The 24,242-nt window shown below is 68.7% G+C and carries 25 protein-coding genes and 1 riboswitch; of the genes, 9 read left to right on the top strand and 16 right to left on the bottom strand.

What is annotated here, in order from left to right; translation table 11 throughout:
* Positions 1 to 71 precede the first annotated feature (71 nt).
* The 7 genes from M4D77_RS07955 to hpt all read right to left on the bottom strand — a co-directional run bounded on the left by M4D77_RS07955 (position 72) and on the right by hpt (position 6,111).
* The gene (locus M4D77_RS07955) at positions 72 to 587 is read right to left on the bottom strand and encodes a DUF3180 domain-containing protein (protein ID WP_068971963.1); all 516 of its coding nucleotides are present in this window, start codon (positions 585 to 587) and stop codon (positions 72 to 74) included.
* Positions 584 to 1,102, bottom strand: coding sequence for a 2-amino-4-hydroxy-6-hydroxymethyldihydropteridine diphosphokinase (gene folK, locus M4D77_RS07950; RefSeq protein WP_259935962.1), 519 nt, complete (start codon positions 1,100 to 1,102; stop codon positions 584 to 586). Before folK ends, M4D77_RS07955 begins: the two co-directional genes overlap by 4 nt.
* Positions 1,099 to 1,470, bottom strand: a complete 372-nt coding sequence (gene folB, locus M4D77_RS07945; protein WP_259935961.1) for a dihydroneopterin aldolase — start codon at positions 1,468 to 1,470, stop codon at positions 1,099 to 1,101. The genes folK and folB overlap by 4 nt, the downstream gene beginning before the upstream one ends.
* Positions 1,463 to 2,317 (bottom strand): dihydropteroate synthase, encoded by an 855-nt coding sequence (gene folP, locus M4D77_RS07940; protein WP_259935979.1) that lies wholly within the window; start codon positions 2,315 to 2,317, stop codon positions 1,463 to 1,465. Before folP ends, folB begins: the two co-directional genes overlap by 8 nt.
* Positions 2,318 to 2,367: 50 nt before the next feature.
* Positions 2,368 to 2,979: a GTP cyclohydrolase I FolE gene (gene folE / locus M4D77_RS07935; RefSeq protein WP_065629597.1), complete on the bottom strand. Its 612-nt coding sequence runs from the start codon at positions 2,977 to 2,979 to the stop codon at positions 2,368 to 2,370.
* Between the two features lie 9 nt (positions 2,980 to 2,988).
* Positions 2,989 to 5,376 (bottom strand): ATP-dependent zinc metalloprotease FtsH, encoded by a 2,388-nt coding sequence (ftsH, locus tag M4D77_RS07930; RefSeq protein WP_259935960.1) that lies wholly within the window; start codon positions 5,374 to 5,376, stop codon positions 2,989 to 2,991.
* A 171-nt stretch (positions 5,377 to 5,547) separates the two neighbouring features.
* Positions 5,548 to 6,111, bottom strand: a complete 564-nt coding sequence (gene hpt, locus M4D77_RS07925; RefSeq protein ID WP_259935959.1) for a hypoxanthine phosphoribosyltransferase — start codon at positions 6,109 to 6,111, stop codon at positions 5,548 to 5,550.
* Between the two features lie 335 nt (positions 6,112 to 6,446).
* On the opposite strand from hpt, the gene M4D77_RS07920 reads away from it, so the two are divergent.
* Positions 6,447 to 7,154, top strand: coding sequence for a glycine zipper family protein (locus M4D77_RS07920; RefSeq protein ID WP_259935958.1), 708 nt, complete (start codon positions 6,447 to 6,449; stop codon positions 7,152 to 7,154).
* A gap of 27 nt (positions 7,155 to 7,181) precedes the next feature.
* Here M4D77_RS07920 and tilS read toward each other — a convergent pair whose 3' ends face one another.
* Genes tilS through dacB form a run of 3 tightly spaced genes read right to left on the bottom strand, consistent with a single transcriptional unit; the run spans position 7,182 to position 10,635 of the window.
* Positions 7,182 to 8,114, bottom strand: coding sequence for a tRNA lysidine(34) synthetase TilS (gene tilS / locus M4D77_RS07915; protein ID WP_259935957.1), 933 nt, complete (start codon positions 8,112 to 8,114; stop codon positions 7,182 to 7,184).
* Positions 8,111 to 9,241, bottom strand: coding sequence for a zinc-dependent metalloprotease (locus M4D77_RS07910; RefSeq protein ID WP_259935956.1), 1,131 nt, complete (start codon positions 9,239 to 9,241; stop codon positions 8,111 to 8,113). The genes tilS and M4D77_RS07910 overlap by 4 nt, the downstream gene beginning before the upstream one ends.
* Entirely contained in the window at positions 9,238 to 10,635 is a 1,398-nt protein-coding gene (dacB, locus tag M4D77_RS07905) for a D-alanyl-D-alanine carboxypeptidase/D-alanyl-D-alanine-endopeptidase (protein ID WP_259935955.1), read from the bottom strand. The genes M4D77_RS07910 and dacB overlap by 4 nt, the downstream gene beginning before the upstream one ends.
* Positions 10,636 to 10,799: 164 nt before the next feature.
* Here dacB and M4D77_RS07900 point away from each other — a divergent pair, with 164 nt between their 5' ends.
* Complete coding sequence (locus tag M4D77_RS07900; RefSeq protein ID WP_259935954.1) at positions 10,800 to 11,312, top strand: inorganic diphosphatase; 513 nt, start codon at positions 10,800 to 10,802, stop codon at positions 11,310 to 11,312.
* 162 nt (positions 11,313 to 11,474) lie between these two features.
* On the opposite strand, the gene M4D77_RS07895 is transcribed toward M4D77_RS07900, so the two are convergent.
* Positions 11,475 to 11,975 carry a hypothetical protein gene (locus M4D77_RS07895; RefSeq protein ID WP_159371422.1) on the bottom strand — a complete coding sequence of 167 codons (501 nt, stop codon included), beginning with the start codon at positions 11,973 to 11,975 and terminating at the stop codon, positions 11,475 to 11,477.
* The gene (locus M4D77_RS07890; RefSeq protein ID WP_259935953.1) at positions 11,972 to 12,898 is read right to left on the bottom strand and encodes an aminotransferase class V-fold PLP-dependent enzyme; all 927 of its coding nucleotides are present in this window, start codon (positions 12,896 to 12,898) and stop codon (positions 11,972 to 11,974) included. Before M4D77_RS07890 ends, M4D77_RS07895 begins: the two co-directional genes overlap by 4 nt.
* A gap of 19 nt (positions 12,899 to 12,917) precedes the next feature.
* Positions 12,918 to 13,031: riboswitch (SAM riboswitch) on the bottom strand.
* A 107-nt stretch (positions 13,032 to 13,138) separates the two neighbouring features.
* Between M4D77_RS07890 and M4D77_RS07885 the strand changes: the two genes are divergently transcribed.
* Both M4D77_RS07885 and M4D77_RS07880 read left to right on the top strand, forming a co-directional pair.
* The gene (locus M4D77_RS07885) at positions 13,139 to 14,215 is read left to right on the top strand and encodes an isochorismate synthase MenF (protein WP_259935978.1); all 1,077 of its coding nucleotides are present in this window, start codon (positions 13,139 to 13,141) and stop codon (positions 14,213 to 14,215) included.
* Positions 14,216 to 14,276: 61 nt separating this feature from the next.
* Positions 14,277 to 15,221, top strand: coding sequence for an ERCC4 domain-containing protein (locus M4D77_RS07880; RefSeq protein ID WP_226514008.1), 945 nt, complete (start codon positions 14,277 to 14,279; stop codon positions 15,219 to 15,221).
* A gap of 73 nt (positions 15,222 to 15,294) precedes the next feature.
* Here M4D77_RS07880 and M4D77_RS07875 read toward each other — a convergent pair whose 3' ends face one another.
* The 3 genes from M4D77_RS07875 to M4D77_RS07865 are packed head-to-tail and all read right to left on the bottom strand — an operon-like array spanning position 15,295 to position 17,389.
* The gene (locus M4D77_RS07875) at positions 15,295 to 16,512 is read right to left on the bottom strand and encodes an O-succinylhomoserine sulfhydrylase (RefSeq protein WP_259935952.1); all 1,218 of its coding nucleotides are present in this window, start codon (positions 16,510 to 16,512) and stop codon (positions 15,295 to 15,297) included.
* Positions 16,509 to 16,922 (bottom strand): rhodanese-like domain-containing protein, encoded by a 414-nt coding sequence (locus M4D77_RS07870; protein ID WP_058249965.1) that lies wholly within the window; start codon positions 16,920 to 16,922, stop codon positions 16,509 to 16,511. Before M4D77_RS07870 ends, M4D77_RS07875 begins: the two co-directional genes overlap by 4 nt.
* The gene (locus M4D77_RS07865; RefSeq protein WP_259935951.1) at positions 16,919 to 17,389 is read right to left on the bottom strand and encodes a hypothetical protein; all 471 of its coding nucleotides are present in this window, start codon (positions 17,387 to 17,389) and stop codon (positions 16,919 to 16,921) included. The genes M4D77_RS07870 and M4D77_RS07865 overlap by 4 nt, the downstream gene beginning before the upstream one ends.
* A gap of 170 nt (positions 17,390 to 17,559) precedes the next feature.
* Between M4D77_RS07865 and M4D77_RS07860 the strand changes: the two genes are divergently transcribed.
* Together M4D77_RS07860 and M4D77_RS07855 are read left to right on the top strand one after the other, a co-directional pair.
* Positions 17,560 to 18,585 carry an ABC transporter substrate-binding protein gene (locus M4D77_RS07860; RefSeq protein WP_259935950.1) on the top strand — a complete coding sequence of 342 codons (1,026 nt, stop codon included), beginning with the start codon at positions 17,560 to 17,562 and terminating at the stop codon, positions 18,583 to 18,585.
* A gap of 180 nt (positions 18,586 to 18,765) precedes the next feature.
* Entirely contained in the window at positions 18,766 to 20,163 is a 1,398-nt protein-coding gene (locus M4D77_RS07855) for an FAD-dependent oxidoreductase (protein ID WP_205333822.1), read from the top strand.
* A 202-nt stretch (positions 20,164 to 20,365) separates the two neighbouring features.
* On the opposite strand, the gene M4D77_RS07850 is transcribed toward M4D77_RS07855, so the two are convergent.
* Positions 20,366 to 20,872 carry a hypothetical protein gene (locus tag M4D77_RS07850; RefSeq protein ID WP_078112747.1) on the bottom strand — a complete coding sequence of 169 codons (507 nt, stop codon included), beginning with the start codon at positions 20,870 to 20,872 and terminating at the stop codon, positions 20,366 to 20,368.
* A gap of 270 nt (positions 20,873 to 21,142) precedes the next feature.
* On the opposite strand from M4D77_RS07850, the gene M4D77_RS07845 reads away from it, so the two are divergent.
* From M4D77_RS07845 to M4D77_RS07835, 3 genes are read left to right on the top strand one after another with little or no spacing between them, the layout of a single operon-like run.
* Positions 21,143 to 22,186 (top strand): iron ABC transporter permease, encoded by a 1,044-nt coding sequence (locus M4D77_RS07845; protein WP_165629648.1) that lies wholly within the window; start codon positions 21,143 to 21,145, stop codon positions 22,184 to 22,186.
* Positions 22,183 to 23,316: an iron chelate uptake ABC transporter family permease subunit gene (locus tag M4D77_RS07840; RefSeq protein ID WP_068971135.1), complete on the top strand. Its 1,134-nt coding sequence runs from the start codon at positions 22,183 to 22,185 to the stop codon at positions 23,314 to 23,316. The genes M4D77_RS07845 and M4D77_RS07840 overlap by 4 nt, the downstream gene beginning before the upstream one ends.
* On the top strand, positions 23,313 to 24,152 hold the full coding sequence (locus tag M4D77_RS07835) for an ABC transporter ATP-binding protein (protein ID WP_259935949.1): 840 nt from the start codon (positions 23,313 to 23,315) through the stop codon (positions 24,150 to 24,152). Before M4D77_RS07840 ends, M4D77_RS07835 begins: the two co-directional genes overlap by 4 nt.
* The last annotated feature ends 90 nt before the right edge of the window (positions 24,153 to 24,242 follow it).

Here is a 24,242-nt window from a genome sequence, read left to right as displayed (position 1 = left end):
GTGCGGAGTTTCTCCGATAGTCGACATGTTAGGCGACGAGTGCGCGGGGCGTCCGACACTCGCCCCGACCCTCACGGACCGCCGACGGCGGACGGATCGTCGGGTGCTCGGCAGCAGTATTCGAGCCACAGCGCGGCACCGACGAGGACCACCCCGCCGATCAGTCCGACGATCGCGCCCGGCCGGTCGTGGTCGGCAGCGGCCAGATCGTGTTGGCCGAGCAGGAAGGCCAGCAGACCCAGCCACACCCCGACGGCGATCGCGCCGAGGATCGCAGAAGCCTTGGCCAGGGCCAGCACTCGCGCGGCCGTGAGTGGATGGAGTTGTCCCCGCGCGCGACCGACATCCCGCGAATCGACCCGGGAACGGACGACGAAGGCGATGACGATCTCGAGTGCGGCAAGCACATACAGCACCACACCGGCGAGCAACGGCAGCGGCGGGAAATCGGAGTAGTTGTACCGCACCAGGATCCACGCGACGATCGCCGTGACCGCTGCGATGACGGCGAGATCGCGGACCCGGGTGGGACCGAGACCGGTTTCCTCGTCGTCCTGATCCGGCCGGCGCGGGTCCGGCGCGGTCACGAGTCGACCCCGGTCAGGCGGCCGACCGGACGCACCGCGTCCCGCTCTGCGGCGTCGAGCCCGGCCACGAGATCGGACACCGCGCGCGCACCGTCCGGGGTCCAGAGGGTGGCATCGGGTTCGATCTCGAGCCACGGGACGAGGACGAAAGCCCGTTGCGCGGCACGGGGATGGGGCAGTGTCAGGTCCGGGTCCCCGGACAGGACGACCTGGCCGGACTCGTACACGGTGATCACGTCGACGTCGAGAGTTCTCGGCCCCCAGCGGATCTCGCGCGTCCGTTCGGCCGCCCGCTCGAGTTCGAATCCGCGCTCGAGCCATCCGCGCGCATCGTGCGGGCCGTCGACGACGAGCGTGATGTTGCGGAAGTCCTCCTGCTCGACCCCGCCCCACGGCGGCGTCGAATAGACCGCGGACACCGCGACCAGGTCGTCGGCGAAAGCCTCGACGACCGAACGCAGGTGCGCGGTCGGGTCACCGATGTTGGAACCGGCCGAGAGCACCGCGCGGCTCATCGCGTCCCCTTGCGGGAACGTCTGGTCACCACCGCGACGTCGTCGAAGGTCAGTGGGATCGGCGCCGACGGCTTGTGCACGGTCACCTCGCAGGCATCGATGCGCTCGTCGGTCATGATCGACTCCGCGACCTCGGCCCCCACCTTCTCGATGAGGTTGCGCGGTTCGCCCCCGACGATGCCGGCGACCTGCTGCGCGAGCGCGCCGTAGTCGACGGTGTCGGCGAGGTCGTCGGACTCGCCGGCGGCCCTTAGGTCCACCCAGAGCACGACGTCGATGTAGAAGTCCTGGCCGTCGACCCGTTCATGGTCGAACACACCGTGATTGCCGCGCACCTTGAGGCCGCGCAGTTCGATCCGGTCAGCCATTCGAGTCTCCTACCGAGGACGAGGTTCGGGAACCGCCGGTGCGCCAGGCCGCCGCGACCGCGACCGCGTCGCGACTGCTCGCGACGTCGTGGACGCGCACCCCCCACGCGCCCGCGGCGGCGGACAGCGCCGAGACCGACGCGGTGGCGACATCGCGTCCGGCGGGCGGCCGATCCGCACCGTCGCGACGCAGCAGCGACCCGAGGAAGCGTTTGCGGGAGGCTCCGACCAGCACCGGGAAGCCGAGCCCGGTGATGGTGGGCAATGCGTGGAGCAGGGCCCAGTTGTGCTCGGCGGTCTTGGCGAAGCCCAGCCCTGGGTCGAGGATGAGGCGGTCGGCATCGACGCCGGCCGACACCGCCGCGTCGACCTGGGCGAGCAGTTCCCCACTCACCTCGGCAACCACGTCCCGGTACCCGTCGACGTCTCCGCTGCGGTGCGTGAACCGCCTGTCCGAGCTCTCCCCGGCCGGGCGCCAGTGCATCAGGATCCACGGCAATCCCGCGTCCGCGACGACCCGCGCCATGTCGGCGTCGGCACGCCCGCCGGACACGTCATTGACGATCGCGGCGCCGGCCCGGATCGCGGCGGCCGCGACCGGGGCGCGCATCGTGTCGACCGACACGGTCACCCCGCGCGCGGCGAGTTCGCCGATCACCGGGACCACGCGCTCGGCCTCGAGACGGGGGTCGACCCGGACCGCGCCGGGCCGGGTCGATTCGCCACCGACGTCGATGAGGTCGGCACCCTGCTCGATGAGTTCGAGCCCGTGTGCGATGGCTGCATCGGCGTCGAGGTAGCGGCCGCCGTCGGAGAACGAGTCGGCGGTGACGTTGAGGACGCCCATCACGAGAGTCCGGTGCACACCGCCGCCGGCGGGGACTGCGTACGCCTGCGTCACCGGGCGATCAGGTCGAGGGCTTCGCCGCGGGACACCGCACTGGTCTTGAAGATGCCCCGCACCGCCGACGTGGTGGTCGTCGCGCCGGGTTTGCGGATACCGCGCATGGCCATGCACAGGTGCTCGGCCTCGATCACCACGATCACCCCGCGGGGTTCGAGTCTGCGCATCATCGCGTCGGCGATCTGGCTGGTGAGCCGCTCCTGGACCTGCGGACGCTTCGCGTACAGGTCGACCAGGCGCGCCAACTTGGACAGCCCGGTCACCCGGCCCGAGGTGCCAGGGATGTAGCCGACGTGGGCGACACCGTGGAACGACACCAGATGATGCTCGCAGGTGGAGTACATCGGGATGTCCTTCACCAGCACCAGCTCGTCGTGGTCCTCGTCGAACGTCGTGGCGAGGACCTCGTCGGGCTCGGTATACAGACCGGCGAACATCTCCCGGTAGGCATTCGCCACCCGCGTGGGCGTCCGGATCAGACCCTCCCGATCCGGGTCCTCGCCGACGGCGAGCAGCAACTCGCGGACCGCGGCTTCGGCGCGTGCCTGGTCGAAGTCGGACCGGGGTCCCTCGAGTACGGCGTCCCGCCGCTCGCTGATACTCATCCGGCCACTTTACGAACTCGGACGCGAGTCGTCGTCACCGGCGCGATGACCCCAGCCGTTCGTGTCGCCGTTGCGACCCGACCGCGGGTCGGGCTCGGGCGGCCAACCGGGTGCGGACCAATCGCGCGGCGCGCCGTAATCCGGGCGCGTGCCGCCCCCGTACGGCCCACCCGACCCGGGTGCCGTCCGGCCGTTGCCCGGGTCCGGATACTGCGGGTTGGGGTAGTTCGGGTTCGGATACTGGGGGTTCGGATACTGGGGATTCGGATAGTGGGGGCCGGGATCGGCCGGCGGATATCCGTGGTCGGGGTACCGCGGTTCCGGATTGCCCTGCGTCGGGGGTGTCGGACCACCCGGCTCGGGATACATCGGCGGGTAGTTCGGCACCTGGCCGGGGACCTGCGGCCCACCGGGATAGCCGGCACCGACCGGCTCCGGGATCTTGGCCTGCTCCGGCGGCGGCCACGGCTCACCGCGTTCGATCGCCAGCTCTCCCGGCGTCTTCACCGGCGGTTTGTCGCTCGGAGTGCGTTCGCCGAAGTCGTTGAACGCGGTGATCCGCGGACGCTTGTCGACGTCGGCGAAGATCTTCTCGAGGTCCTTGCGGGTCAGCGTCTCCTTCTCGAGGAGCTGCGTCGCGAGCACGTCCAGGGTGTCCCGGTACTCGGTCAGGATGGCCCACGCCTCGGTGTGCGCGGCCTCGATGAGCCGGCGCACCTCGTCGTCGATCTCGCTCGCGATCTCCGCGGAGTAGTCGGTGTGCGAGCCCATGGACCGGCCGAGGAACGGATCCCCCTGGTCCTGGCCGTAGCGCACCGCACCCAGCTTCGAACTCATGCCGTATTCGGTGACCATCGCACGCGCGATCTTCGTCGCCTGGTCGATGTCCGACGACGCGCCGGTCGTCGGCTCGTGGAACACCAGTTCCTCGGCGGCACGGCCGCCCATCGCCATCACCAGCCGCGCGATCATCTCCGAGCGGGTCATCAGGTCCTTGTCCTGCTCGGGGACGGCGAGCGCGTGGCCGCCGGTACGCCCGCGCGCCAGGATCGTGACCTTGTAGATCGGGTCGAGGTCGGGCATCGCCCAGGCGGCGAGGGTATGGCCGCCCTCGTGGTAGGCCACGACCTTGCGCTCGTGTTCGCTGATGATCCGGGACTTGCGGCGCGGACCGCCGATGACCCGGTCGACCGCCTCTTCGAGGGCCTCGGCGCTGATCGTCTGCTTGTTCTCCCGTGCGGTGAGCAGCGCCGCCTCGTTGACGACGTTGGCCAGGTCGGCGCCGGACATACCCGGCGTGCGCTTGGCGAGGCCGTCGAGATCGGCGTCGGAGTCGATCGGCTTGCCCTTGGCGTGCACCTTCAGGATGGCCCGTCGACCCGCCATGTCGGGGTTGCCGACCGGGATCTGCCGGTCGAAACGTCCGGGGCGCAGCAGTGCCGGATCGAGGATGTCGGGGCGGTTGGTGGCCGCGATCAGGATGATGCCCGAGCGGTCGCCGAACCCGTCCATCTCGACGAGGAGCTGGTTGAGCGTCTGCTCACGCTCGTCGTGACCACCGCCGAGACCCGCGCCGCGCTGCCGGCCGACGGCGTCGATCTCGTCGACGAAGATGATGCACGGACTGTTGTTCTTGGCCTGCTCGAACAGGTCACGCACACGCGACGCGCCGACGCCGACGAACATCTCGACGAAGTCCGAACCGGAGATCGTGAAGAACGGGACGCCCGCCTCGCCGGCCACCGCGCGGGCCAGCAGCGTCTTGCCGGTTCCGGGAGGGCCGAAGAGCAGCACACCGCGCGGGATCTTGGCGCCCAGCGCCTGATACCGCGTCGGGTTCTGCAGGAAGTCCTTGATCTCGTAGAGCTCTTCGACGGCCTCGTCGGCGCCCGCGACGTCGGCGAAGGTCGTCTTCGGCATGTCCTTGGTGAGCTGCTTGGCCTTCGACTTGCCGAAGCCCATCACGCCGCCGCGGCCACCGCCCTGCATACGGCTCATCACGAAGAAGAACAGACCGAACAGCAGGATCATCGGCAGCACGAAGATGAGGATCTGCCACAGGACGGACTGCTCGTTGACGTTGGTCGTGTACGGGGCGCCGGTGCCCTGGACGGCCTCGAAGACCTGGTCCCCCGCCTGCGCCGGGTACTTGGCGCTGATCTTGTCGGCGTCGGCGTCGTTGACCTTGATCGGGGTGTTCAGCTCGATGCGCAGCTGCTGCTCGCGGTCGTCGATGCTGATGAACTTGGTGTTCTTGTCGTTGAGTTGCTGCAGTGCGACAGAGGTGTCGACGCCGCGGTACTCCCGACCGGAGTCGCTCATCACGCTCCAGCCCCACAGGGCGAGCAGGATGAGCGCCAGGATGGCGAGGTTGCGGAAGACTGTCTTACGGTTCATGCCAGTTGGTGGGGGTCGTGCGGGCTCACGGGATCGAGTCCCGGTGCCGACGCCGTTCCCATGTCCTTCCCGTCGACGTACACATTGAGGCTACCGGTCAACGATCGCGCTGGTGAAACCGTTCCCTCGCAGGTCGGACACGCGGGCGGCGCGTCATGCGCCGGCGATGGATCAGTGCGTGTACACCGACGGCTTCAGTCGTCCGATGTAGGGCAGGTCGCGGTATCGCTCCGCGTAGTCGAGGCCGTACCCGACGACGAACTCGTTGGGGATGTCGAATCCGACATCGGCGACGCGGACCGGGGACCGCACGGCCTCGGGCTTGCGCAGCAGGGCGCACACCTCCAGGCTGCGTGGCGACCGTGTGGCGAGATTCTTCATGAGCCAGGACAGCGTCAGACCGGAGTCGATGATGTCCTCGACGATCAGGACGTCGCGTCCCTCGATGTCGCGGTCGAGGTCCTTGAGGATGCGGACCACACCCGAGGACGAGGTCGACGATCCGTAACTCGACACCGCCATGAACTCCATCTGCGACGGGATCGGCAGCGACCGGGCGAAGTCCGTCATGAACATGATCGCGCCCTTGAGGACACCGATGAGGACCAGATCCTCCTCGATGTCGGCATAGCGCGACGCCACGGACTGGGCGAGTTCGGCGGTGCGCTGCTTGATCTCGTCCTCGGTGATCAGGACAGCGTCGATGTCAGCGGCATACGGATCGGCAAACTGCACGGTCCCAGCTTGTCATGTTTTGCCGATACCGCGGCGAACGGGGGTTGCACCGAGGGCCGCGACCGTCGGTCGGAGAAATGATCGAGCATCGACCTGCGGTTTTATCGAGAAATGCCTGCTCAAATCATTGTTGACCTTTCACACCGACATTTCGCGGAATTGCTATGTGCATAACGGTCCCATAACAACTCATCACACCGGCACCATTCCGAGTGGTTGCGTTTCGAAGTGGATCAAGCGTCTGACATTCTCGAGAATAGAGATCTGAGCAACCAGGCCTCGAAATTCCCCTCCCTTCTCACGCCCTGTCCCCGTGTGGACAAGAAGGAGCGCTCGTGTTCCCCACTTCGCGTTCTCCCCTGCGCAAAATACGTTTCAGCGCAATTCTCTGCCTGGTCACCGCGGTCGTCACCGTCTTCGCCGCGACCGCCGAAGCTGCACCTCAGCGGGCCGCGGCTCCGACCTACGACGCGTCGTGGAATGCCTCGGCCCTCACTCTCACGGTGCACAACGCATCGGTCAGCACGGAGAACGGAAATCTGACGATCCGGGACACCGCCGGCGCGGAACTCTTCCGCATGCCGCTCATGTATCGCAGCGAGTATCGGCAGTTCCCGATCGACACGCGGACCACGGGAAACAAGGTGACCCTCATTCCGTCCCGTGAGGTCGCACGTTCGACGGCACTCAATCCGACCGCGGTCGATCAATTACGCGGGGTGGCCCGACACAATGTCGCGGCGCCGCAAACGCGCCAGGAACGTGACGACCAGGCGCTCGAACGATTCAATTCTCAACTGCGAACCGGCATGACCATCTCGTCTTTGGTCGGGACCGTGATTGGTGGGATCCTTGGGGCAGTCTTCGGCTGTGCTATCGCGTCAGTCGCCTTCGGAATCGGATGCGTCCTCGCCGGAATTCCCCTCGGCACGGCTGCAGGAGCACTCGCGGGCCTCGCCCTAGGCGGCGGCGGCACGCTCATCGGTGCCGGCATCCACTACTTCCAGACGATCAACTCGCCGTTCACCCCGCCGCGTCGCTGATCGCCCGTAACCACACGACGGTCCGTCTCACCTCGCGGTGAGGCGGACCGTCAGTGTTTCCCCGGCACGTACGACGACGCGTCGTGCTTCGGGGTCGCCGCCGATGGCCACCTGCGACCGCGCGTTCCCGGTGGTCGCCATCAGATCGTCGACGGCCGTGATGACGCGGTGCGTCGGTTCGGTGGCGCCGACACCGAGCAGCCAGGCGCGCAGGACACGCGTCCGGACCGCGAGCGGCACGGCGAGCAGCGGCGCGATCGCCAGCCCATCGTCTCGCCCGGCCCCGGCGAGGACACCGGCCGCCCACTCGTCCAGCGCGTCGTTGTCTGCCCGCAGGCCCTCGGCGGTGCGACCCAGCGCGTCGACGACCCCGCCGTGCAGAACCTCCTCGAGGAGCGGCAGCACCTCGGTTCGCAGTCGGACACGGGTGAACCGCGGATCGTCGTTGTGCGGATCGCGATGGGGCGCGAGACCGAGTTCGGTGCAGGCCGCCAGCGTCTGCCGCCGGCGGACGCCGAGCAACGGCCGGGCCCAGGGGTCGTTCCACGCACGCATGCCCGCGATCGAGCGGGACCCGGACCCGCGGGCCAACCCGAGCAGCACGGTCTCGGCCTGGTCGTCGGCGGTGTGGCCGAGCAGGACGGGCCGATCGGCGCGGGCCTCGTCGAGCGCCGCATACCTGGCCTCACGGGCTCCGGCTTCGAGGCCGCCACGCCGCCCGACGCGCACCGGTAGCACCCGGACGCGGGCACCCAGACTTCCCGCCACGTCTCCTGCCGCCGCGGCGACCTGAGCGGAGTCCGGCTGCAGTCCGTGGTCGACGATCAGCGCGGTGACGTCCAGACCGGCGCCGACGGCGGCTGCGGTCAGTGCGAGCGAGTCCGGTCCGCCGGAGAGGCCCACACAGACCTGCGGCCCGGAGAGATGAGCGGCCGCGAACTCCGCGACCGCCCGTCTCACAAGACCCGCTGAATCCATGCCTGCGGGTCGTCGATCTCGCCCGGCAGCGGCATCGTGTCCGGCGAGGTCCACACGACGTTGAACCGCTCCATTCCGACGGCCTCGACCACCGCGTCGACGAAGGCCTTGCCGCGGATGTACTGCGCGAGCTTGGCGTCCATCCCGATGAGCGCCCGGATGAGCCGCTGGACCGGGTTCTGGGGTGCGGTGCGTCGTTTGTCGAAGGCGGCGCGGATACTCGCCACCGACGGCACATGCGCCGGTCCCACGGCGTCCATGACATGGTCGGCGTGACCCTCGAGCAGCGTGCCCAGGACCATCATGCGTTGGAAGGCGGCGTGCTGCTCCGGGCTCTGCAGCAGTTGCATCGCCCCGATCACACCCTTTTCGCGCGGACCGTCGGAGCCCTTGAGCGCCTTGGTCATCCGCGTGACGATCTCGGTGGTGGACTCGCCGGCGTCGGAGGTCAGCACGGCCACGTTGTCCTGCATGTAGTCGCGCAGCCACGGGTTGGCGGAGAACTGCACCCGGTGGGTGACCTCGTGTAGGCACACCCACAGGCGGAAGTCCGTCGGGATCACCTTGAGCTGACGTTCGACGTTGATGATGTTCGGCGTCACCACCATCAGCACACCCGGTTCGCCGGTCTCCGGGTCGGGGGTGAACGGGTCGTACTGGCCGAGGATCGCGGTGGAGAGGAAGGCGAGCAATCCGCCGGCCTGGAGGCCGCCGAATCGGGCCCCGAGTCCGGGCGATCCCGCATCGATCGACTCGTCGGAGCCGAGCATCGAGCGCATCGACCGGGATGCGGCGTCGATCCACCCGGCCCGGTCGAGGACCCGGGTGGTCGGTACGCGAAGGCCGTCGGCGAGCCCGGTGACCTCACGGACCGGGGCTTCGGCCCGGGTCGCGGCGTCGGCCAGTTCCGTACGGGCCGCCTCGTAGGTGTAGGCCGTGGTCTTGGGACCGGGACGGGTGAGACGTTTCGCGGTCGACGCCGCGAGCGACCAGTCGATCTGCGACCCGATGCCCGGTTGACGGTCGGCGGTCTCGGCGACCTCGGTGGTCCCGGTTCCGGTGATCCCGGCGTCGGTGACGTCCGATCCGGCGATTCCTGAAGTGGTCATCGGCACCCGCACTCTCTCAGTTGACCCACCACGGCGTCGAGGGCGGGTCGCGCGTCCGCCGGCGAGGTGCCGCCGGACATCAGGGCGAACGACAGCACGCGGCCGTCGACTGTCTGCACTATGCCGGTCAACGAACTGACCCCGGTGAGTGTTCCGGTCTTGGCGCGTGCCCAGCCCGCGCCCGGGTTGCCCGGGGCGTCGAACCGGTCCGCGAGCGTACCGGTGCCACCGGCGATCGGCAGCCCGTCGAGCATCGGGCGCAGCGCCGGCCGGCTGGGCCCGCTGGCGGCCGTCATCACGGCGTCGAGCAGTTCCGGCGTGGTGCGGTTGGCGTAGGAGATCCCCGACGCATCGTGCAGGGTGGTGCCCGCCCACTGGTCCGGGAACATCGACGACAGGACTTGTTCGATCGCCTCCACGCCGCCGGCGTGCGTGGGCGGCCCGCCCCGGTGCACCGACAGTTCGATGGCCAGGGTCTCGGCGAGCACGTTGTCGCTGTAGCGCAGCATGTCGTTGACCCGGGTGACCAGCGGCGCCGACTCGACCTTCGCGATCACGCGGTCGTCTCCGGCCCCGGCGGTACCGGTCACCTCGGTGACGGGCCCCTCCACGCCGAGAGCCGCGGCCAGCGCCTCGCCGGCCATGATGCCCGGTTCCGCGGTGCGCGGCGAGTACTCGTCGAGCGGTTCGAGCCGGGCGCCGTCGACCATCAGCGATTCGATCGGCGCTATGTCGCCACCCTGGATGTCCCGGCGGTCCCAGGTGGTGTCCATCGTCGGACCCGAGAACGCGCTCAGGTCGACGGCCACCGACGTCACCGGGATCTCGGTGTCCTCGATCTGCCGCGCGAGGTCGGCGATGCGACCGGGGTCGGTGTAGAAGGTGTCGGTGCCGGCGGGCTGTGCGGACAGGGTCGGGTCACCCGCACCTCGGAGGATGATCTGCCCGTTGCTGCCGGCCACCACCGTCGTGGTCAGTCGCTGATCGTGCGGCACGGCTTCGAGGACGGCCGCGGCCGAGAGGACCTTGGCGTTCGACGCGGGGATCCGCGGACGCTCGGGGTTGCTGGTCCACAGGACGGTGCCGGTCAGCGAGTCGCTGATCATGCCGGTGAGTTCGCCGAGCGCCGGATCCCGCAGTGCCGGCGCGATGGCCCGCGACACACCGCTCGGCGTGGGCTCCGGCGCGGAGGCGACCACCGGGTCGATCCGGGGGTCGACGGCGATCGCGGCGGGCTGCGGGGGAACCCCCGGCGGCAGTTCGGGTTCCCGGTCGAGCCGGAGCGCGATGACCACCGAGGCCGTCGCGACGAGGGCCAGGATCACCACCGCGGTGATCGTCCACCACAGAAGTCTCCGACCGGAACGACCGCCGTTTCGGGTGGATGCGCCCACAAAGCCTCCGGGTCTCTCGCGGTTGACGGTCGATGGAACGGCCCGGACATACGCACAACGAGGGGTACGAACATCGAGGTCGCCGGACCAACAGTATCGTTGGGGCAGCGTGCGGGCGTTTCGGCCCGACGCGGCATCCCCGATCAAGACTGCCAGGAGGAACTGTGGAATTCGATGTGACCATCGAGATCCCCAAAGGTGGCCGCAACAAGTACGAGGTCGACCACGAGACGGGCAAGGTCTACCTCGACCGCTACCTGTACACCTCGATGGGCTACCCGGCCGACTACGGCTACATCGACGGCACCCTCGGTGAGGACGGCGACCCGCTCGACGCGATGGTCCTGCTCCCCGAGTCGGTGTTCCCCGGCATCATCGTGCGCGCACGGGTCGTCGGCATGTACACCATGACCGACGAGGCCGGTGGCGACGACAAGCTGCTCTGCGTCCCCGCCAAGGACGTGCGCTGGGACCACATCAAGGACATCTCCGACGTGTCCGAATACGAGCTGGGACCCATCGCCCACTTCTTCGAGCACTACAAGGACCTCGAGCCGGGCAAGGAGGTCGACCCGGGCGGATGGGTCGGCCGCGACCAGGCCGAGAAGATCGCACAGGAGGCCGTCGATCGCCTCGCTGCGCACCCCGACGCGGCCAACGAGCCCTCGCGCGGCTGATCTCTCCCACACACGAGACCGCCGGCACCATCATCCGAGATGGTGTCGGCGGTCTTGTCTGGTCACCAGGTGGCTTCGACTCGGCGCCTCGACCTCGACGCGCTCCTTCGTCGCTTGCTCGGCCCGGCGGCTACGCTCGGTGCCGGCTCAACCAGCAGTGGGTCAGGCCACGCGGTACCGCTGCTCGGCGAGCACCGGCAGGATCTGTTCGCGGATGCGGCGTTCGGTGGCCGCGCCGTCGATCGGGATGAGGATCACGGCGTCGGCGACCTCGGCTGCGTAGATGTCGCGGACCAGCGTGATCAGTCCGTGTGTCGTCCCGATGTAGCGGATGGTCCCCGAGCCCGTCTCCGACGACGCGTCCACCGCCGCAGCAGCGGCCGTGCGCGCCGACGCGGCGTCCGGCGCGACAGCCACCTCCACCTCGAGTGCGACCACGAACTTGGCCTGATCGTGGCTGCCGGCCCGGAGCAGGGAGCGGGCGCGCTGCGCCTCGCGGAGGGTCTCCCGCCGCACGACGATCGGAAACGTCTGTGCGAGATCGTCTCCCGCGAGCGCGATCTGGAATCCCGGACGTCCGATGCTGATCGGGGCCGTCGGGGTGGCAGTCGGTGCGGCGATCACGGTGCCGCGGTCAGCACGTGCGTCGAGTTCGATGGTCATCTATTCACCCCTGGTCGAGTTCGGTCGGTCTGGTCGGTTCGCGCCCGGAATGCATCGAGAATCCGGTCGATGTCGTCGACGGTGGTGCCCGCTCCGAAACTCGCGCGCACCGTGTCGGCCGGCGGTGCGAGGCCGTCGACGGTGTAGCCCGCGACTCCCGCGCGGTCGGTGGAATCGGTGAAGATCCGCAGCGGCGTGAAGCCGCCGATCGCGGCCAGGCCGGCGTCGAGACGTTCGGCGAGGCGGCGTTCGTGCAGCCCGATCGTCTCGGGTCCGAGATCGGCGAGCACCCGACACGCCTCGGCGACCGCGATCGCCCCGGGAACGCCGTCGGAGTCCGGCGAGGCGTCGACATCGGCGGCGTCGAACCAGTCACGACGACCGATCAGGACGCCGGGGCCATCCGTCCTACGACCTGGTTCACCGAACGCGACGTAGTCGATGCCGTGGCTGACGACGGAGACGGGCCGGTGCCCGACGAGTTGCGCGGCGTCGACCAGGATGCGGGCCCCGGACCGGTGCGCGAGCGAGGCGAGCCGGCCCATCGGCAGCACCTCGCCGGTGATGTCCGATACCGCGGTCACGACCAAGAGCGATGCCGGCGCCGAGGCGAGCTCGGTCTCCAGCGCGACCAAGGTGTCCTCGATGGTCTCGCAGGCCGGGACGAAGCGCGCCCGGTCGCGCCCCTGCCGTGGTGCGCACCACCGCAGCAGGTCGGCGCCCTGCCCGATGTCGAGGACGACGACGTCGCCGGGAGTGATGCGCGCCGCGAGGTCGAGGGCAACGGCGGCATCGCGGGTGAAGACGACGGTGTCGTCGACCCGCGCACGGACGAACTGCCGCACCGATTCCCGGGCGGCGTCGAAGCGGACGTCGACTGCGGGCGACAGGCGACCGGCGGGTGCGGACAGGACAGCGGTCACGGCAGGAAACTCCTCAGACAATTCGCGCTTGCCGCGTCCGGTCGGTACGCGGCCGGGTCGTCACCCGGAGCACCCCACCGCGAAGGAGGGTTGCCGACCAGCGAGCCGGGGCTTGTCACTGGCACTCATGACCTACGACCAAGGGTCGTCGATCTCGCGCGGGCGTGTCAATTTTCACTCAACGTGATCGGAAGTTAGGGCACACTTACCTGTAGCGTGTCAGGGGTGTCAGCGACTGATGTGTTTGTGTTGTCCCGCCCGCACGGCACCGTGCGGGGCATGGGCGCGGTCCGTGCGTTCACCGACGTCGACGCCGCCTCGGCCGCCCTGCGCGCCGGGACCGTCGACGGTCTGACCGGCGCGATCCCCTTCGACCTCGCCGACCCCGCCGCGCTGGTGGTGCCCGAAGTCCTGCACGTCGACGCGGCGCCGCTGGCGGGCGGGCCGCCACTGACGCGCACCCCGGTGTCGACGACCCTGTACCCCACGGCCGACGAGCACCGCGAACGGGTCGCGCACGCGGTGAAGCGGATCGTCGCCGGCGACGTCGGCAAGGTCGTCCTCGCCCGCAGCGTCGACATCGTGCTCGACGCCGAGGTCGAGCCTCTGCGACTTCTCGACGCATTGGCGGGCGGCAATGCCGGACACAACGCATTCGGTGTCGATCTCGGCGCGGCCACCGGCTCGGGTTCGTGGCTGTTGGGCGCGAGTCCCGAAGTGTTGCTGCGCAAGTCGGGTTCCGTCGTCACCTGCCACCCGTACGCGGGATCGGCGCCGCGGTCACCCGACCCGGTCGTCGACCGCGCCGCTGCCGACGGATTGTTCTCCTCGGCAAAGGACCTCGCCGAGCACGCCTTCGTCGTCGACCACCTGCGAGACCGGCTGGGACACCTCTGCGACGACGTCGACGCGCCGTCGACCCCGCAATTGCAGTCGACCGGGGAGGTCTGGCATCTGGCCACCCCGATCCGCGCGCGGCTTCGGGACCCGGCGACCACTGCGCTCGATCTCGCACTCCTGCTCGGCCCCACCCCGGCGGTCTGCGGCACGCCGAGTGATGTTGCTGCGCAGATCATCCGCGAGGTCGAGGGTGAGCGCGGCTTCTACGCGGGGGCGGTCGGCTGGTGCGACGCCGCCGGCGACGGGGAGTGGATGGTCACCATCCGGTGCCTCGAACTCGAGGCCGATCGTCGCAGCCTCCGGACGTGGGCCGGCGGCGGTATCGTCGAACACTCCGACCCGCAGGGCGAACTCGAGGAGACGGCGTTCAAGCTGCGGACGGTCCTGAACGCGTTGGGAATCGACAGCCTCGATTAGCAGAGATGGTTCGGGGTCGAACACGACCGCAGGCGACCGCAGCCCGTTACGCTGACCTTCGATGCCCGACGATCTGATCATCGCCCGAAACCCGGAAGAGGGCTCCTCGCTGCCCTTTCTCGTACGTATCCCGCTCGGCAGCGACGGCATTGTCCTCAAGGTGAGAGAGACGTGGCCGCGGACCAGCAAGGTCTACTGCCACCGCGCTGAGGAGTGGCCGACCACACCGCAGATCGTCGAACGACTCGCAGTACGTTCGGTGACGCGGCGCGGGGCGGCGATCGACCTGGTACTCGCCCGGGCCAGGGAGAATCGCTCACAATTCGTCATCACCCGCGCTCGAGGACGGGAGATGATCTTCTGGCAGACGCGCAAGACCACCAAGCAGGCGCGTCCGAACGTCGCCCTCCCCACCGCCCGGGCACACGGCCAGGCACTCGAGATCGTCGTCGACACGGGCGAGAAGTACGCCTACTCCTTCAGCCATCAGCAGGCGACCACCACTCGACACCGCCTCGATGCCGGCGACTATGCGATCGTCAACGACGACGAGGTGATCGCCGCCGTCGAACGCAAGTCGATCGACGATCTCGGCAACGGCCTCATGAAGGGAACTCTCACCTACCAACTGGCAGGTCTCGCCGGACTTCGCCGCGCCGCGGTGGTCGTCGAAGCCTCGTACAGCAAGCTGTTCACGCGCGAATACGTCAGCGGCGCCGCGCTGGCCGAGGCAGCGGCCGAGGCGCAGGTCCGGTTTCCGACCGTGCCGATCGTGTTCTGCGACAACCGGAAGCTCGCCGAGGAATGGGTGTACCGCTGGCTCGGTGCCGCGCTACACGAGTGGCGACTCACCGCCGGCAGCGAGACCATTGTGCACAGCATGCAGGGGCCGCCCGCGACACCATCGGAGATCAGGTCTTGGGCTCGGGCCGAGGGACTCGAGGTGCCCGCGAGGGGCCGTATCCCCGCTCCGGTGCGCGCGGCCTGGGATCGTCGCAACGGCTGAGCTGCCGCGTCTCATGATGCATCCCCGCTCCACGGATTCGGCTGAGCGGGTACGGGAGCCGTGAGCGCGGGCGTCAGCCGAGCGCCTGGTCCAGGTCGCCCAACAGGTCGTCGACCCCTTCGAGGCCGACCGACAGCCGCACCACCGAGTCACTCAGACCGATCGCCGCGCGTCCCTCGGGACCCATCGCACGATGAGTGGTGGTCGCAGGATGCGTGATCAGCGACTTCGAATCTCCGAGATTGTTGGAGATGTCGACGATCCGCAGGCCGTTGAGGACCTCGAAGGCGCGCTTCCTGCCGTCGATGCCGTCGTGGTCGTTGAGCTCGAAGGTCACCACCGTGCCGCCGCCGGACATCTGCGACTTCGCCAAGTCGTACTGCGGGTGTGACTGCAGAAAGGGGTATTTGACCCAGCGCACGCGCGGATCGCTCTCGAGGAACTCGGCGATCCGCAGCGCCGACGACACCGAGGCGTCGACGCGCAGACGCATCGTCTCCAGCCCCTTCACGAGGGTCCAGGCGTTGAACGGACTGAGTGCCGGACCGGTGTGTCGCATGAGTTGCTGCACCGGACCGTCGATGTACTCCTTGGTTCCGAGTACCGCGCCACCCATGACGCGCCCCTGGCCGTCGATGTGTTTGGTGCCCGAGTAGACGATGACGTCGGCGCCGAGTTCGAGACCCCGCTGCAGCAGCGGGGTGGCGAAGACGTTGTCCAGCACCACCTGTGCGCCCGCGGCGTGCGCCAGTTCCGAGACCTTCACGACGTCGACGAGGCTCTGCATCGGGTTCGACGGTGTCTCGAAGAACACCGCGTCGGTGGGCTTGGACAGGGCCCGCTCCCACTGCTCGAGGTCTTCACCGTCGACGAACTCGGTCTCGATCCCCCAGCGCGGGAGGATCTCGCTGCAGACCACGAAGCAGGAACCGAACAGGCTGCGGGCGGCGACGAGACGGTCGCCGGCCTTCAACAGTGCACCGAGCGCGACGAACACCGCGGCCATGCCGCTCGCGGTGGCGAAACACGCCTCCGCGCCCTCGAGCCGGCGCAACCGCTCCTGGAACATCTCGACGGTCGGATTTCCGTAGCGCGAGTAGACGAATCGTTCGTCCTCGCCGGTGAAGGCTCGCTCGGCGGCCTCCGCGGAGTCGTAGACGTAACCGCTCGTGAGATAGAGCGCCTCGGCCGTCTCGTGGAAACCCGAACGCGCCAGCCCGCCGCGCACCGCGATCGTGTCAGCCGAGAGCCCTTCAGGCAGTTCACGGCTGACGGGCAGATCAGAACTCACGATTGCCTCCACGGCAGGTTCTCGGCACGCCAGCCCGACGTCCCGCGGTGGTCGTTCTCGTCGAGGGCGCCTTCGAACCCGTCGATCACGTTGTATGCCTTCGCGATACCGTCGGCGGTCGCGGCCTCCGCAGCGCCGATCGACCGGTGCCCCGAACGGCAGATGAAGATGACCTCCTGGTCGTCGGAGACACCGGAATCACGCAGCTGCGCCACGAAGTCATCGTTGCGGCGACCCTCGGGGAAGGTGGTCCACTCGGCGAAGATCGCGCGCTTGCCCAGGACCTCGAGGTCGGGCACGCCGACGAACGACCACTCCGCCTGCGTGCGACAGTCGACCAGCACCGCATCCGGGTTGTTCTCGAGCTTCTCCCACGCCTCGCGCGGGGTCAGGTCACCGGCATAGCTCATGAGGAACACACCTTCCACTCGCCGTTCTCGCGCACCACGATCGTGTCCACGACGTTCACATCATCGGGGGTCTTGTCATAGTGCCAATGAACCTTCGCGGTCGCCCGGTCACCGTCGACCACCAGCTCGTTGATCTCCGGGATCTCGATGTGACCGTTGGCGAGCAGCGACTCCCGGTTGTCGGCGAGGAACTGTTCCTCGGAGACGAAGTCGGCCGCCTCGACATCGGCCGCGCAGGTGTTCGCCCGGTATTCGCCGAAGTTCGGACCGTTGCGCGCGGTGTAGATGTCGTTGATCGCGTACTGGACCTGAGCCGAGTCGCCGGCCCGGTCCTCGGCCGGACGGGTCACATTCGACAGCACGACGCCGAGCACCACGAGTCCCACGACGCCGGCCGCGACGAAGAACGGCCAGGCGTTCTTCCACGACGGGGGCTTCTGGTCGCCCTCACCTGCAGCTTCGGCCATGGCGGGCAGTCTATCGAGCGTCCCGGCGGCGGTTGAGACCGGCGTCGTCGGACCCCGGACGCACCGGGCGGAGCGCCGAACGACGTCGACATCGAACACGTCCTGCGTAAGGTGGCCCTAAGTTCCGCGGCGAACGACGTCGCCGACCGCAACGACCAGCGAGGACCCGGATGCGCGCTTCCACCCACCGTTCACTCACCCTTCTCGTCGGGCTGCTCGCGGCAGCCCTGGTGGTGACCTCGTGTTCGCCGCCGGACGAGACGGTCGACTCCGGCACGGCCCAGGTCCCCACGCCCGAGGCCGGCGCGATCCCGGTCACCGTGCAGCAGGCCTACGCCCCCGCGACCGTCGACCAGGCACCCAAGCGCGTCGCCGCGATGGGCGTGGGTGACGGCGACACCCTCCTCGCACTCGGCGTCACCCCCACCACGATCGCCCCGTTCGCCGACCCCGACCAGGCGTCGGCGCCGTGGAACGCCGAACTCCTGGCCGACTCCAAGCCGGTGGTGCTGCCGAACGCGTCCGGCGCGTTCGGCGACGAGATCCCCAAGGCGCTGGCCACCGAGCCCGACCTCATCACCGCCGTCGGCGCCGATCCCACCCGCGACCAGTTCGATCTGCTGAGCAAGACCGCCCCGACGATCCTGCGGCCCGCCCAGTTCCAGCCGTGGCAGGTGCCGTGGGACGCGCAGACCCGCCAGATCGGTACCGCCGTCGGACTGCCCGAACTCGCCGATCGCAAGGTGACCGAGACCGAGCAGTTCCTCGCGAACGTGCGGGAGCAGAACCCGCAGCTGGCCGGGAAGACGGCGATCGTGGTCACCGCCAGCCCCACCGGCGGCGTGTCGATCTACGGCCCCGGCGACGGGCGCGGACAGACCCTCACCGGTTACGGACTCACCTTCCCGCCCGCGCTGCAACCTTCGGTGACCAGCGGTTTCTACGGTGACCTGCCGGCCGAGAGCCTGAACCTGCTGGACTCGGCCGACGTCGTCGTCGCCGTCGACTGGCAGGGTTCCAACGACCAGCTCAAGTCCAACGCGGCGTTCAACCGGCTGGCGGTCGCGCAGTCGGGCCGCGTGGTCTATCTGCCCCAGGAGGTCGGCAGCGCGATGTCGGTGCCGACGGTCCTGACGATCCCGTGGGTCGCCGAGCAGGCCGTCGGACCCATCGCCGCGGCCGCCGGCAAGGCGTAGCGGGCCCGAACCCGCCGGACACCATGCACCCGCCGAGTGAGGGTTACCTCACAGACGGATTTTGGTCGGGGACAGCAAGCGCCTACCGTAGAAGGGATAGGCCTTATCCATACGCGCGGACCTGGGGGTCACCGAGATTTGCTTGTCCTCGCGTGCTGAGCAACGGAAGACACCTACTCCATGAGCGACAACAGCCGCCCGCTGCGGGTTGCGATCGTCGGTGCCGGTCCCGCCGGGATCTACGCCGCCGACGCGTTGATGAAGTCCGACACCGCCAAGGACCGCGGGGTCAGCATCGATCTGTATGAGCGCATGCCTGCTCCGTTCGGTCTGATCCGTTACGGCGTCGCACCCGACCACCCGCGTATCAAGGGCATCATCACCGCCCTGCACAAGGTCCTCGACAAGCCTCAGGTCCGCCTGCTCGGCAACGTCGACTACGGCACCGACATCACCATCGACGAACTACGCGCCCACTACGACGCGGTGATCTTCTCCACCGGCGCCACCGACGACCGCGCCCTCGACATCCCCGGCATCGACCTCGACGGCAGCTACGGCGCCGCCCAGTTCGTCGCCTGGTACGACGGCCACCCCGACTTCCCCCGCACCTGGCCCCTCGAGGCCGAGAAGGTCGCGGTCATCGGCGTGGGCAACGTCGCCCTCGACGTCGCCCGCGTGCTCGCCAAGACCGGCGACGAACTGCTGCCCACCGAGATCCCCGCCAACGTCTACGACGGACTCAAAGCCAACAAGGCCGTCGAGGTCCACGTCTTCGGCCGCCGCGGACCCGCCCAAGCGAAGTTCACCCCGCTCGAACTCAAAGAACTCGACCACTCCCCCAACATCGAGGTCATCGTCAACCCCGAGGACATCGACTACGACGAGGGCTCGGCCGTCGCGCGCCGCGGGTCGAAGATCACCGACCAGGTCGCCACCATCATCGAGAACTACGCGATCCGCGAACCCAAACAGGGCGCGATCCACAAACTGTTCCTGCACTTCTTCGAAAGCCCCACCGAGATCCTCGGCGCCGACGGCAAGGTCGTCGGTCTGCGCACCGAACGCACCCAACTCGACGGCACCGGCAACGTCAAACCCACCGGCAAGACCACCGACTGGGAGGTCGGCGCGGTCTACCGTGCGGTCGGCTACCTCTCGGACAACCTGCCGCAGATCCCGTTCGACTCCCAGGCCGGGGTCATCCCGAACGAAGCCGGCCGCGTCTTCGACGAAGGGCAGCAGCTGACCGGTATCTACACCACCGGCTGGGTCAAACGCGGTCCCGTCGGCCTCATCGGCCACACCAAGGGCGACGCCAACGAAACCGTCGACTGCATCCTCAAGGACATGGAAGCCGGCACACTCCTCGACCCGGCCCACCCCGGCGAAGACGCCATCGTCGAACTCCTCGAGTCCAAGAACATCCCGTTCACCACCTGGGACGGCTGGTACCGCCTCGACGAACACGAACGCGCCCTCGGCGCCGCCGAAGGCCGCGAACGCGTCAAGGTCGTCGAACGCGAGGACATGCTCGCCGCATCGGAGCCGGACAAGGTGTCCCGCCCGTCCGCGTGATCCACCCCGCCGGCTGAGCCACCCTCCGCCGGCTGAGTCCACCCCCGCCGGCTGAGCCTGTCGAAGCCATAAGAGCGGCGGCCGAGTTCTCTCGGTCGCCGCTCTTTCGCATGCGCCCGGCGGGTGCGGGGGCGTCCTCCCCGCACGCCGCCCGGCGCGAATGGCTCAGTTGTGGTGCATTCTCAACTGTCGTCGGATGAGATCAACGGCCCGGAATCGCCGGCACGCCGGCGACGTCGGTGCCACCGCCGGTCAGGGCGGCCGCTGAAGCGGAGGAGCCCGTACCGAATCGGTCCAACGGGTTGTCGATGCGCCGGACGTTCCACCAGAAACCGGCGTTGTCGGTCAGGTTCTCGGCGTAATCGGAGATCGCGTACCCCGCGATGGAGGACGGGAAGCAGCCGAACCAGGTGGTCTTGATGGTGAGCGACTCGTTCTTCTTCAGCAGCGACTTGAACTTCGTCGCGCCGTTGATCTCCTGCAGCGTGACGTTACGGAAATCGCCGTCACGCGCGGTGACGCGCATGAACCGGGTCATGCTCCACGCCTGATTCCACGGCGTGCCAGGGGCTGCGAACTGGCAGTAGACCCCGCCCGTCATCTGGAGGTTGGGAACGGCGGCCTGTGCCGGCGCGGCACCCACCAACGATCCACCGGCGATTCCTGCAGCGACCAGAACCCCTGTGAGAGCCCGTTTCAGCGATTTCATCGATCCTCCTCGTTCGTAGGCGACACTGTGTTTCCCGACGTCGCCGTCGTGGGAGCGGTTCACGCCATCCCACCCGACGACCGGTCTTGCTGCGGTCGGCCCGAGATGCCCACCGACACCGGGACTATCGACCCAGCCTGAGCGAAGTGTTACCGCGCGCACAGCGATCCCTCAGGTTTCGTCGGCAATTCGTTATACGAACGACACCGACGACCGAGCTCGACGCTGCGCGCGATGCCGCGTCGAAGAAGGTTGGTAAGGTTTACCTTCGTGCGCCGATCCCTCCGACTTCTCGGAATCCCGCTGCTCCTGGCGGTCCTCGTAGCGCTGGTCGTCGCCTCGGTTCTCTTCGGCACCCGGCCGGTCCCGCTCGACGAGATCTGGCCCAGCTTCACCGCTGGTGTCGAAGAGATCTGGAACGCGCTGGTCAACCTGCGGATGCCGCAGGTGCCCAAGGACTCCGATGTCGACGGCATCGTGTGGGATCTGCGCGTGCCGCGCACTCTGCTCGGCCTCGCCGCCGGACTCGCGATCGGCGCGGCCGGTGCCATCACCCAGGGCCACACCCGCAACCCGATCGCCGATCCCGGCATGCTCGGCGTCAACGCGGGTGCCGCCTGCGCGGTCGTCGGCGGCATCTACCTGCTGGGCATCACCAGCCCGATCGCGTTCATGTTATTCGGTCTCGTCGGGGCGATCATTGCCGCCACCGTGGTGTTCGGGCTGTCGTCGCTGAGCGGTTCGAGTCCCCTGACCCTGGTCCTCGCCGGCACCGGCCTGACCGCGATGCTGACCGCCATCACGTCCGCGATCGTGCTCGTCGACACCAATTCGCTGGACCAGTGGCGCTTCTGGAGCGTCGGCTCCACCGCGGGTCGGGGCATCGACGTGTTCTGGGCGAGCCTGCCGTTCATCACGGTGGGCCTCGTCCTCGCGCTGGCGAGCGGCTTCTTCCTGAACGTCCTGAGCCTGGGCGACGACATGACCAAGGCCCTCGGTTCCCGTGTCGTGCTCATCCGCGCCCTCGGCGTCCTGACCATCACGCTGCTCATCGGCGCGGCGACCGCGGCGTGCGGGCCGATCGTGTTCCTGGGCCTGGTCGTACCGCACATCGCCCGCGCCTTCGTGGGCGCCGACTATCGGTGGATCATCCCGTATTCCGCTCTGCTCGGCGCCATCCTGCTCGTCGGATGCGACATCCTCGGCCGGATCGTCGCCCGTCCCGGCGAAGTGCAGGTCGGCGTCATGCTGGCACTGGTCGGCGCGCCCTTCCTCATCGTCATGGTCCGCCGACAGAGATTGGGGACCGTGTGAATCCGCCGACCTCCATCAAGACCGACATCACGTCCGGAACCACGACGAAGGGCCGGATCGCACCGCACCCCGGCGGTTATCGGATCGCCGTCGAACCGCTGTCGATGGTGGTCCGACCACGGATGCTCACCGTCGCAGTCGTGTCCACGGCCGTCACGGTCGTCCTGTTCCTCACGAGCGTCGGTGTCAGCGACTTCCCGCTGACCCCCGTCGACGTCGCCCGCATCCTGCTCGGCGGCGGCACCCGCGTCGAGAACGTGGTGGTCTTCGACGTCGCGCTGCCCCGAGCGCTGGTCGCCCTGCTCGTGGGATTCGGTCTGGGCCTTGCGGGTTCGATGACCCAGCTGATCGCCCAGAATCCCCTGGCCACACCGGACATGCTCGGCATCACCGCCGGCGCGAGCGTGGCGGCGGTGACCGCCATCGCGTTCTCGACCACCAGCTGGGGTGCCTGGCTCGGCGATCTCGGCGTCCCGGCGGCGGCGATGATCGGCGGGTTGCTCACCGCCGTCGCTATGTACGTCCTCGCCTGGCCGGGTCGCAAGGCCAACAACGGCATCAACCCGTTCCGGCTCGTGCTGATCGGCGTCGGGATGACGTGGTTGCTGCAGGCGCTGACCCAGTTCCTCCTCTCGCGCGCCGACATCCGGGATGTGGCTCGCGCGCAGGTGTGGATCGTCGGGTCGGTGTCCAACGTCGGCTGGTCCAACGTGTGGCCGGTCGCCGCCGGTGTCGTCGCGAGCATCATCGTGGTGGTCGTCCTGGCCCGCCAGATCGGGATGCTCAGCCTCGGACCCGATCTCGCCCGCGGACTCGGAGTCCGGACCGGCGCGGTGTCGACGACGCTGCTCCTGACCGCGGTCCTGGTGAGCGCGCTGAGCGTGTCCGCGGCCGGGCCGATCGCCTTCGTCGCGCTGCTGGCCCCACAGATCGCGCTGCGGCTGGCCGGTACGGCGGTGCCCACGCCGCTCGTGTCCGGTGTCATCGGTGCGTCGTTGGTACTGGGCGGCGACCTGCTGGTGCGTACGGTTCTGCCGGGCGGCCTTCCGGTCGGCATCGTCACCGCGGCGATCGGCGGCCCGTTCCTGATCTACCTGATGATCGTCATGTCCCGAAAGGCGAGCGTATGACCGCGTCATCCCTCGAATCCCCTGCCACCACCGCCCGATTGCGGGGCGTCGGACTGACCGTCGGCTACGACGAACGGATCGTCATCGACGGCCTCGACATCGACATCCCCGATGGTCAGGTCACGACGATCATCGGTTCCAACGGATGTGGCAAGTCGACGCTGTTACGTTGTCTCGCACGGCTGTTGCCACCCCGGACCGGTGCGGTCTACCTCGACGGCGACGACATCTCCTCGGTCCGGCCCAAACAGGTCGCCCGCACCCTGGCGATCCTGCCGCAGAATCCCATCGCGCCCGAAGGGCTCACCGTCGCCGATCTGGTCGGGCGGGGACGCCATCCACACCAGCGCTGGTTCGCGCAGGCCAGCGCGGCCGACGAGGCGGCGGTCGCGCTGGCGATGGAGATGACCGACACCCTCGACCTCGCCGACCGCACCCTCGACGCCCTGTCCGGCGGTCAGCGGCAACGGGTCTGGATCGCGCTGACGCTCGCGCAGGACACCGATCTCATCCTGCTCGACGAGCCCACCACCTACCTCGACCTCGCGCACTCCATCGACGTCCTCGACCTGGTCCGCCGGCTCCGCGACGAGCACGGCAAGACCGTCGTCATGGTGCTGCACGACCTCAATCTGGCCGCGCGCTACAGCGATTCGCTGTTCGTCATGCGCAACGGAGCCATCGTCACCACCGGCTCGCCCACCGAGGTCATCGACGCCGAGACCCTCGACGCGGCGTTCGGCCTCCGGGCGCACGTCATGACCGATCCGATCACCGGTGGCCCGCTCATCGTGCCGCTGGACTCCCGGACCCGCGCTACCCCCACCGCTCCCTGATCCGAAGCGCGGCCCCTGCTCCCTGCTCCCTGCTCCCTGCTCCCCGCTCCCCGCTCCCCGCTCCCCGCTCCCCGCTCCCCGCTCCCCGCT

This window comes from Gordonia sp. p3-SID1431 (genome assembly GCF_025143765.1).
GTDB classification, from domain to species: domain Bacteria; phylum Actinomycetota; class Actinomycetes; order Mycobacteriales; family Mycobacteriaceae; genus Gordonia; species Gordonia hongkongensis.
This window is presented reverse-complemented; position numbering and strand designations above follow the sequence as displayed.

Excerpts from the sequence above, each read along its gene's own strand:
- M4D77_RS07870 (WP_058249965.1), bottom strand. The coding sequence starts at position 16,922 with ATGAGCTATGCCGGTGACCTGACCCCGCGCGAGGCGTGGGAGAAGCTC.
- M4D77_RS07865 (WP_259935951.1), bottom strand. The coding sequence starts at position 17,389 with ATGGCCGAAGCTGCAGGTGAGGGCGACCAGAAGCCCCCGTCGTGGAAG.
- ftsH (WP_259935960.1), bottom strand. The coding sequence starts at position 5,376 with ATGAACCGTAAGACAGTCTTCCGCAACCTCGCCATCCTGGCGCTCATC.
- folK (WP_259935962.1), bottom strand. The coding sequence starts at position 1,102 with ATGAGCCGCGCGGTGCTCTCGGCCGGTTCCAACATCGGTGACCCGACC.
- M4D77_RS07910 (WP_259935956.1), bottom strand. The coding sequence starts at position 9,241 with ATGACCACTTCAGGAATCGCCGGATCGGACGTCACCGACGCCGGGATC.
- M4D77_RS07850 (WP_078112747.1), bottom strand. The coding sequence starts at position 20,872 with ATGAAATCGCTGAAACGGGCTCTCACAGGGGTTCTGGTCGCTGCAGGA.
- M4D77_RS07880 (WP_226514008.1), top strand. The coding sequence starts at position 14,277 with ATGCCCGACGATCTGATCATCGCCCGAAACCCGGAAGAGGGCTCCTCG.
- M4D77_RS07860 (WP_259935950.1), top strand. The coding sequence starts at position 17,560 with ATGCGCGCTTCCACCCACCGTTCACTCACCCTTCTCGTCGGGCTGCTC.
- M4D77_RS07895 (WP_159371422.1), bottom strand. The coding sequence starts at position 11,975 with ATGACCATCGAACTCGACGCACGTGCTGACCGCGGCACCGTGATCGCC.
- folP (WP_259935979.1), bottom strand. The coding sequence starts at position 2,317 with ATGGGCGTCCTCAACGTCACCGCCGACTCGTTCTCCGACGGCGGCCGC.
- M4D77_RS07855 (WP_205333822.1), top strand. The coding sequence starts at position 18,766 with ATGAGCGACAACAGCCGCCCGCTGCGGGTTGCGATCGTCGGTGCCGGT.
- folB (WP_259935961.1), bottom strand. The coding sequence starts at position 1,470 with ATGGCTGACCGGATCGAACTGCGCGGCCTCAAGGTGCGCGGCAATCAC.
- M4D77_RS07835 (WP_259935949.1), top strand. The coding sequence starts at position 23,313 with ATGACCGCGTCATCCCTCGAATCCCCTGCCACCACCGCCCGATTGCGG.
- folE (WP_065629597.1), bottom strand. The coding sequence starts at position 2,979 with ATGAGTATCAGCGAGCGGCGGGACGCCGTACTCGAGGGACCCCGGTCC.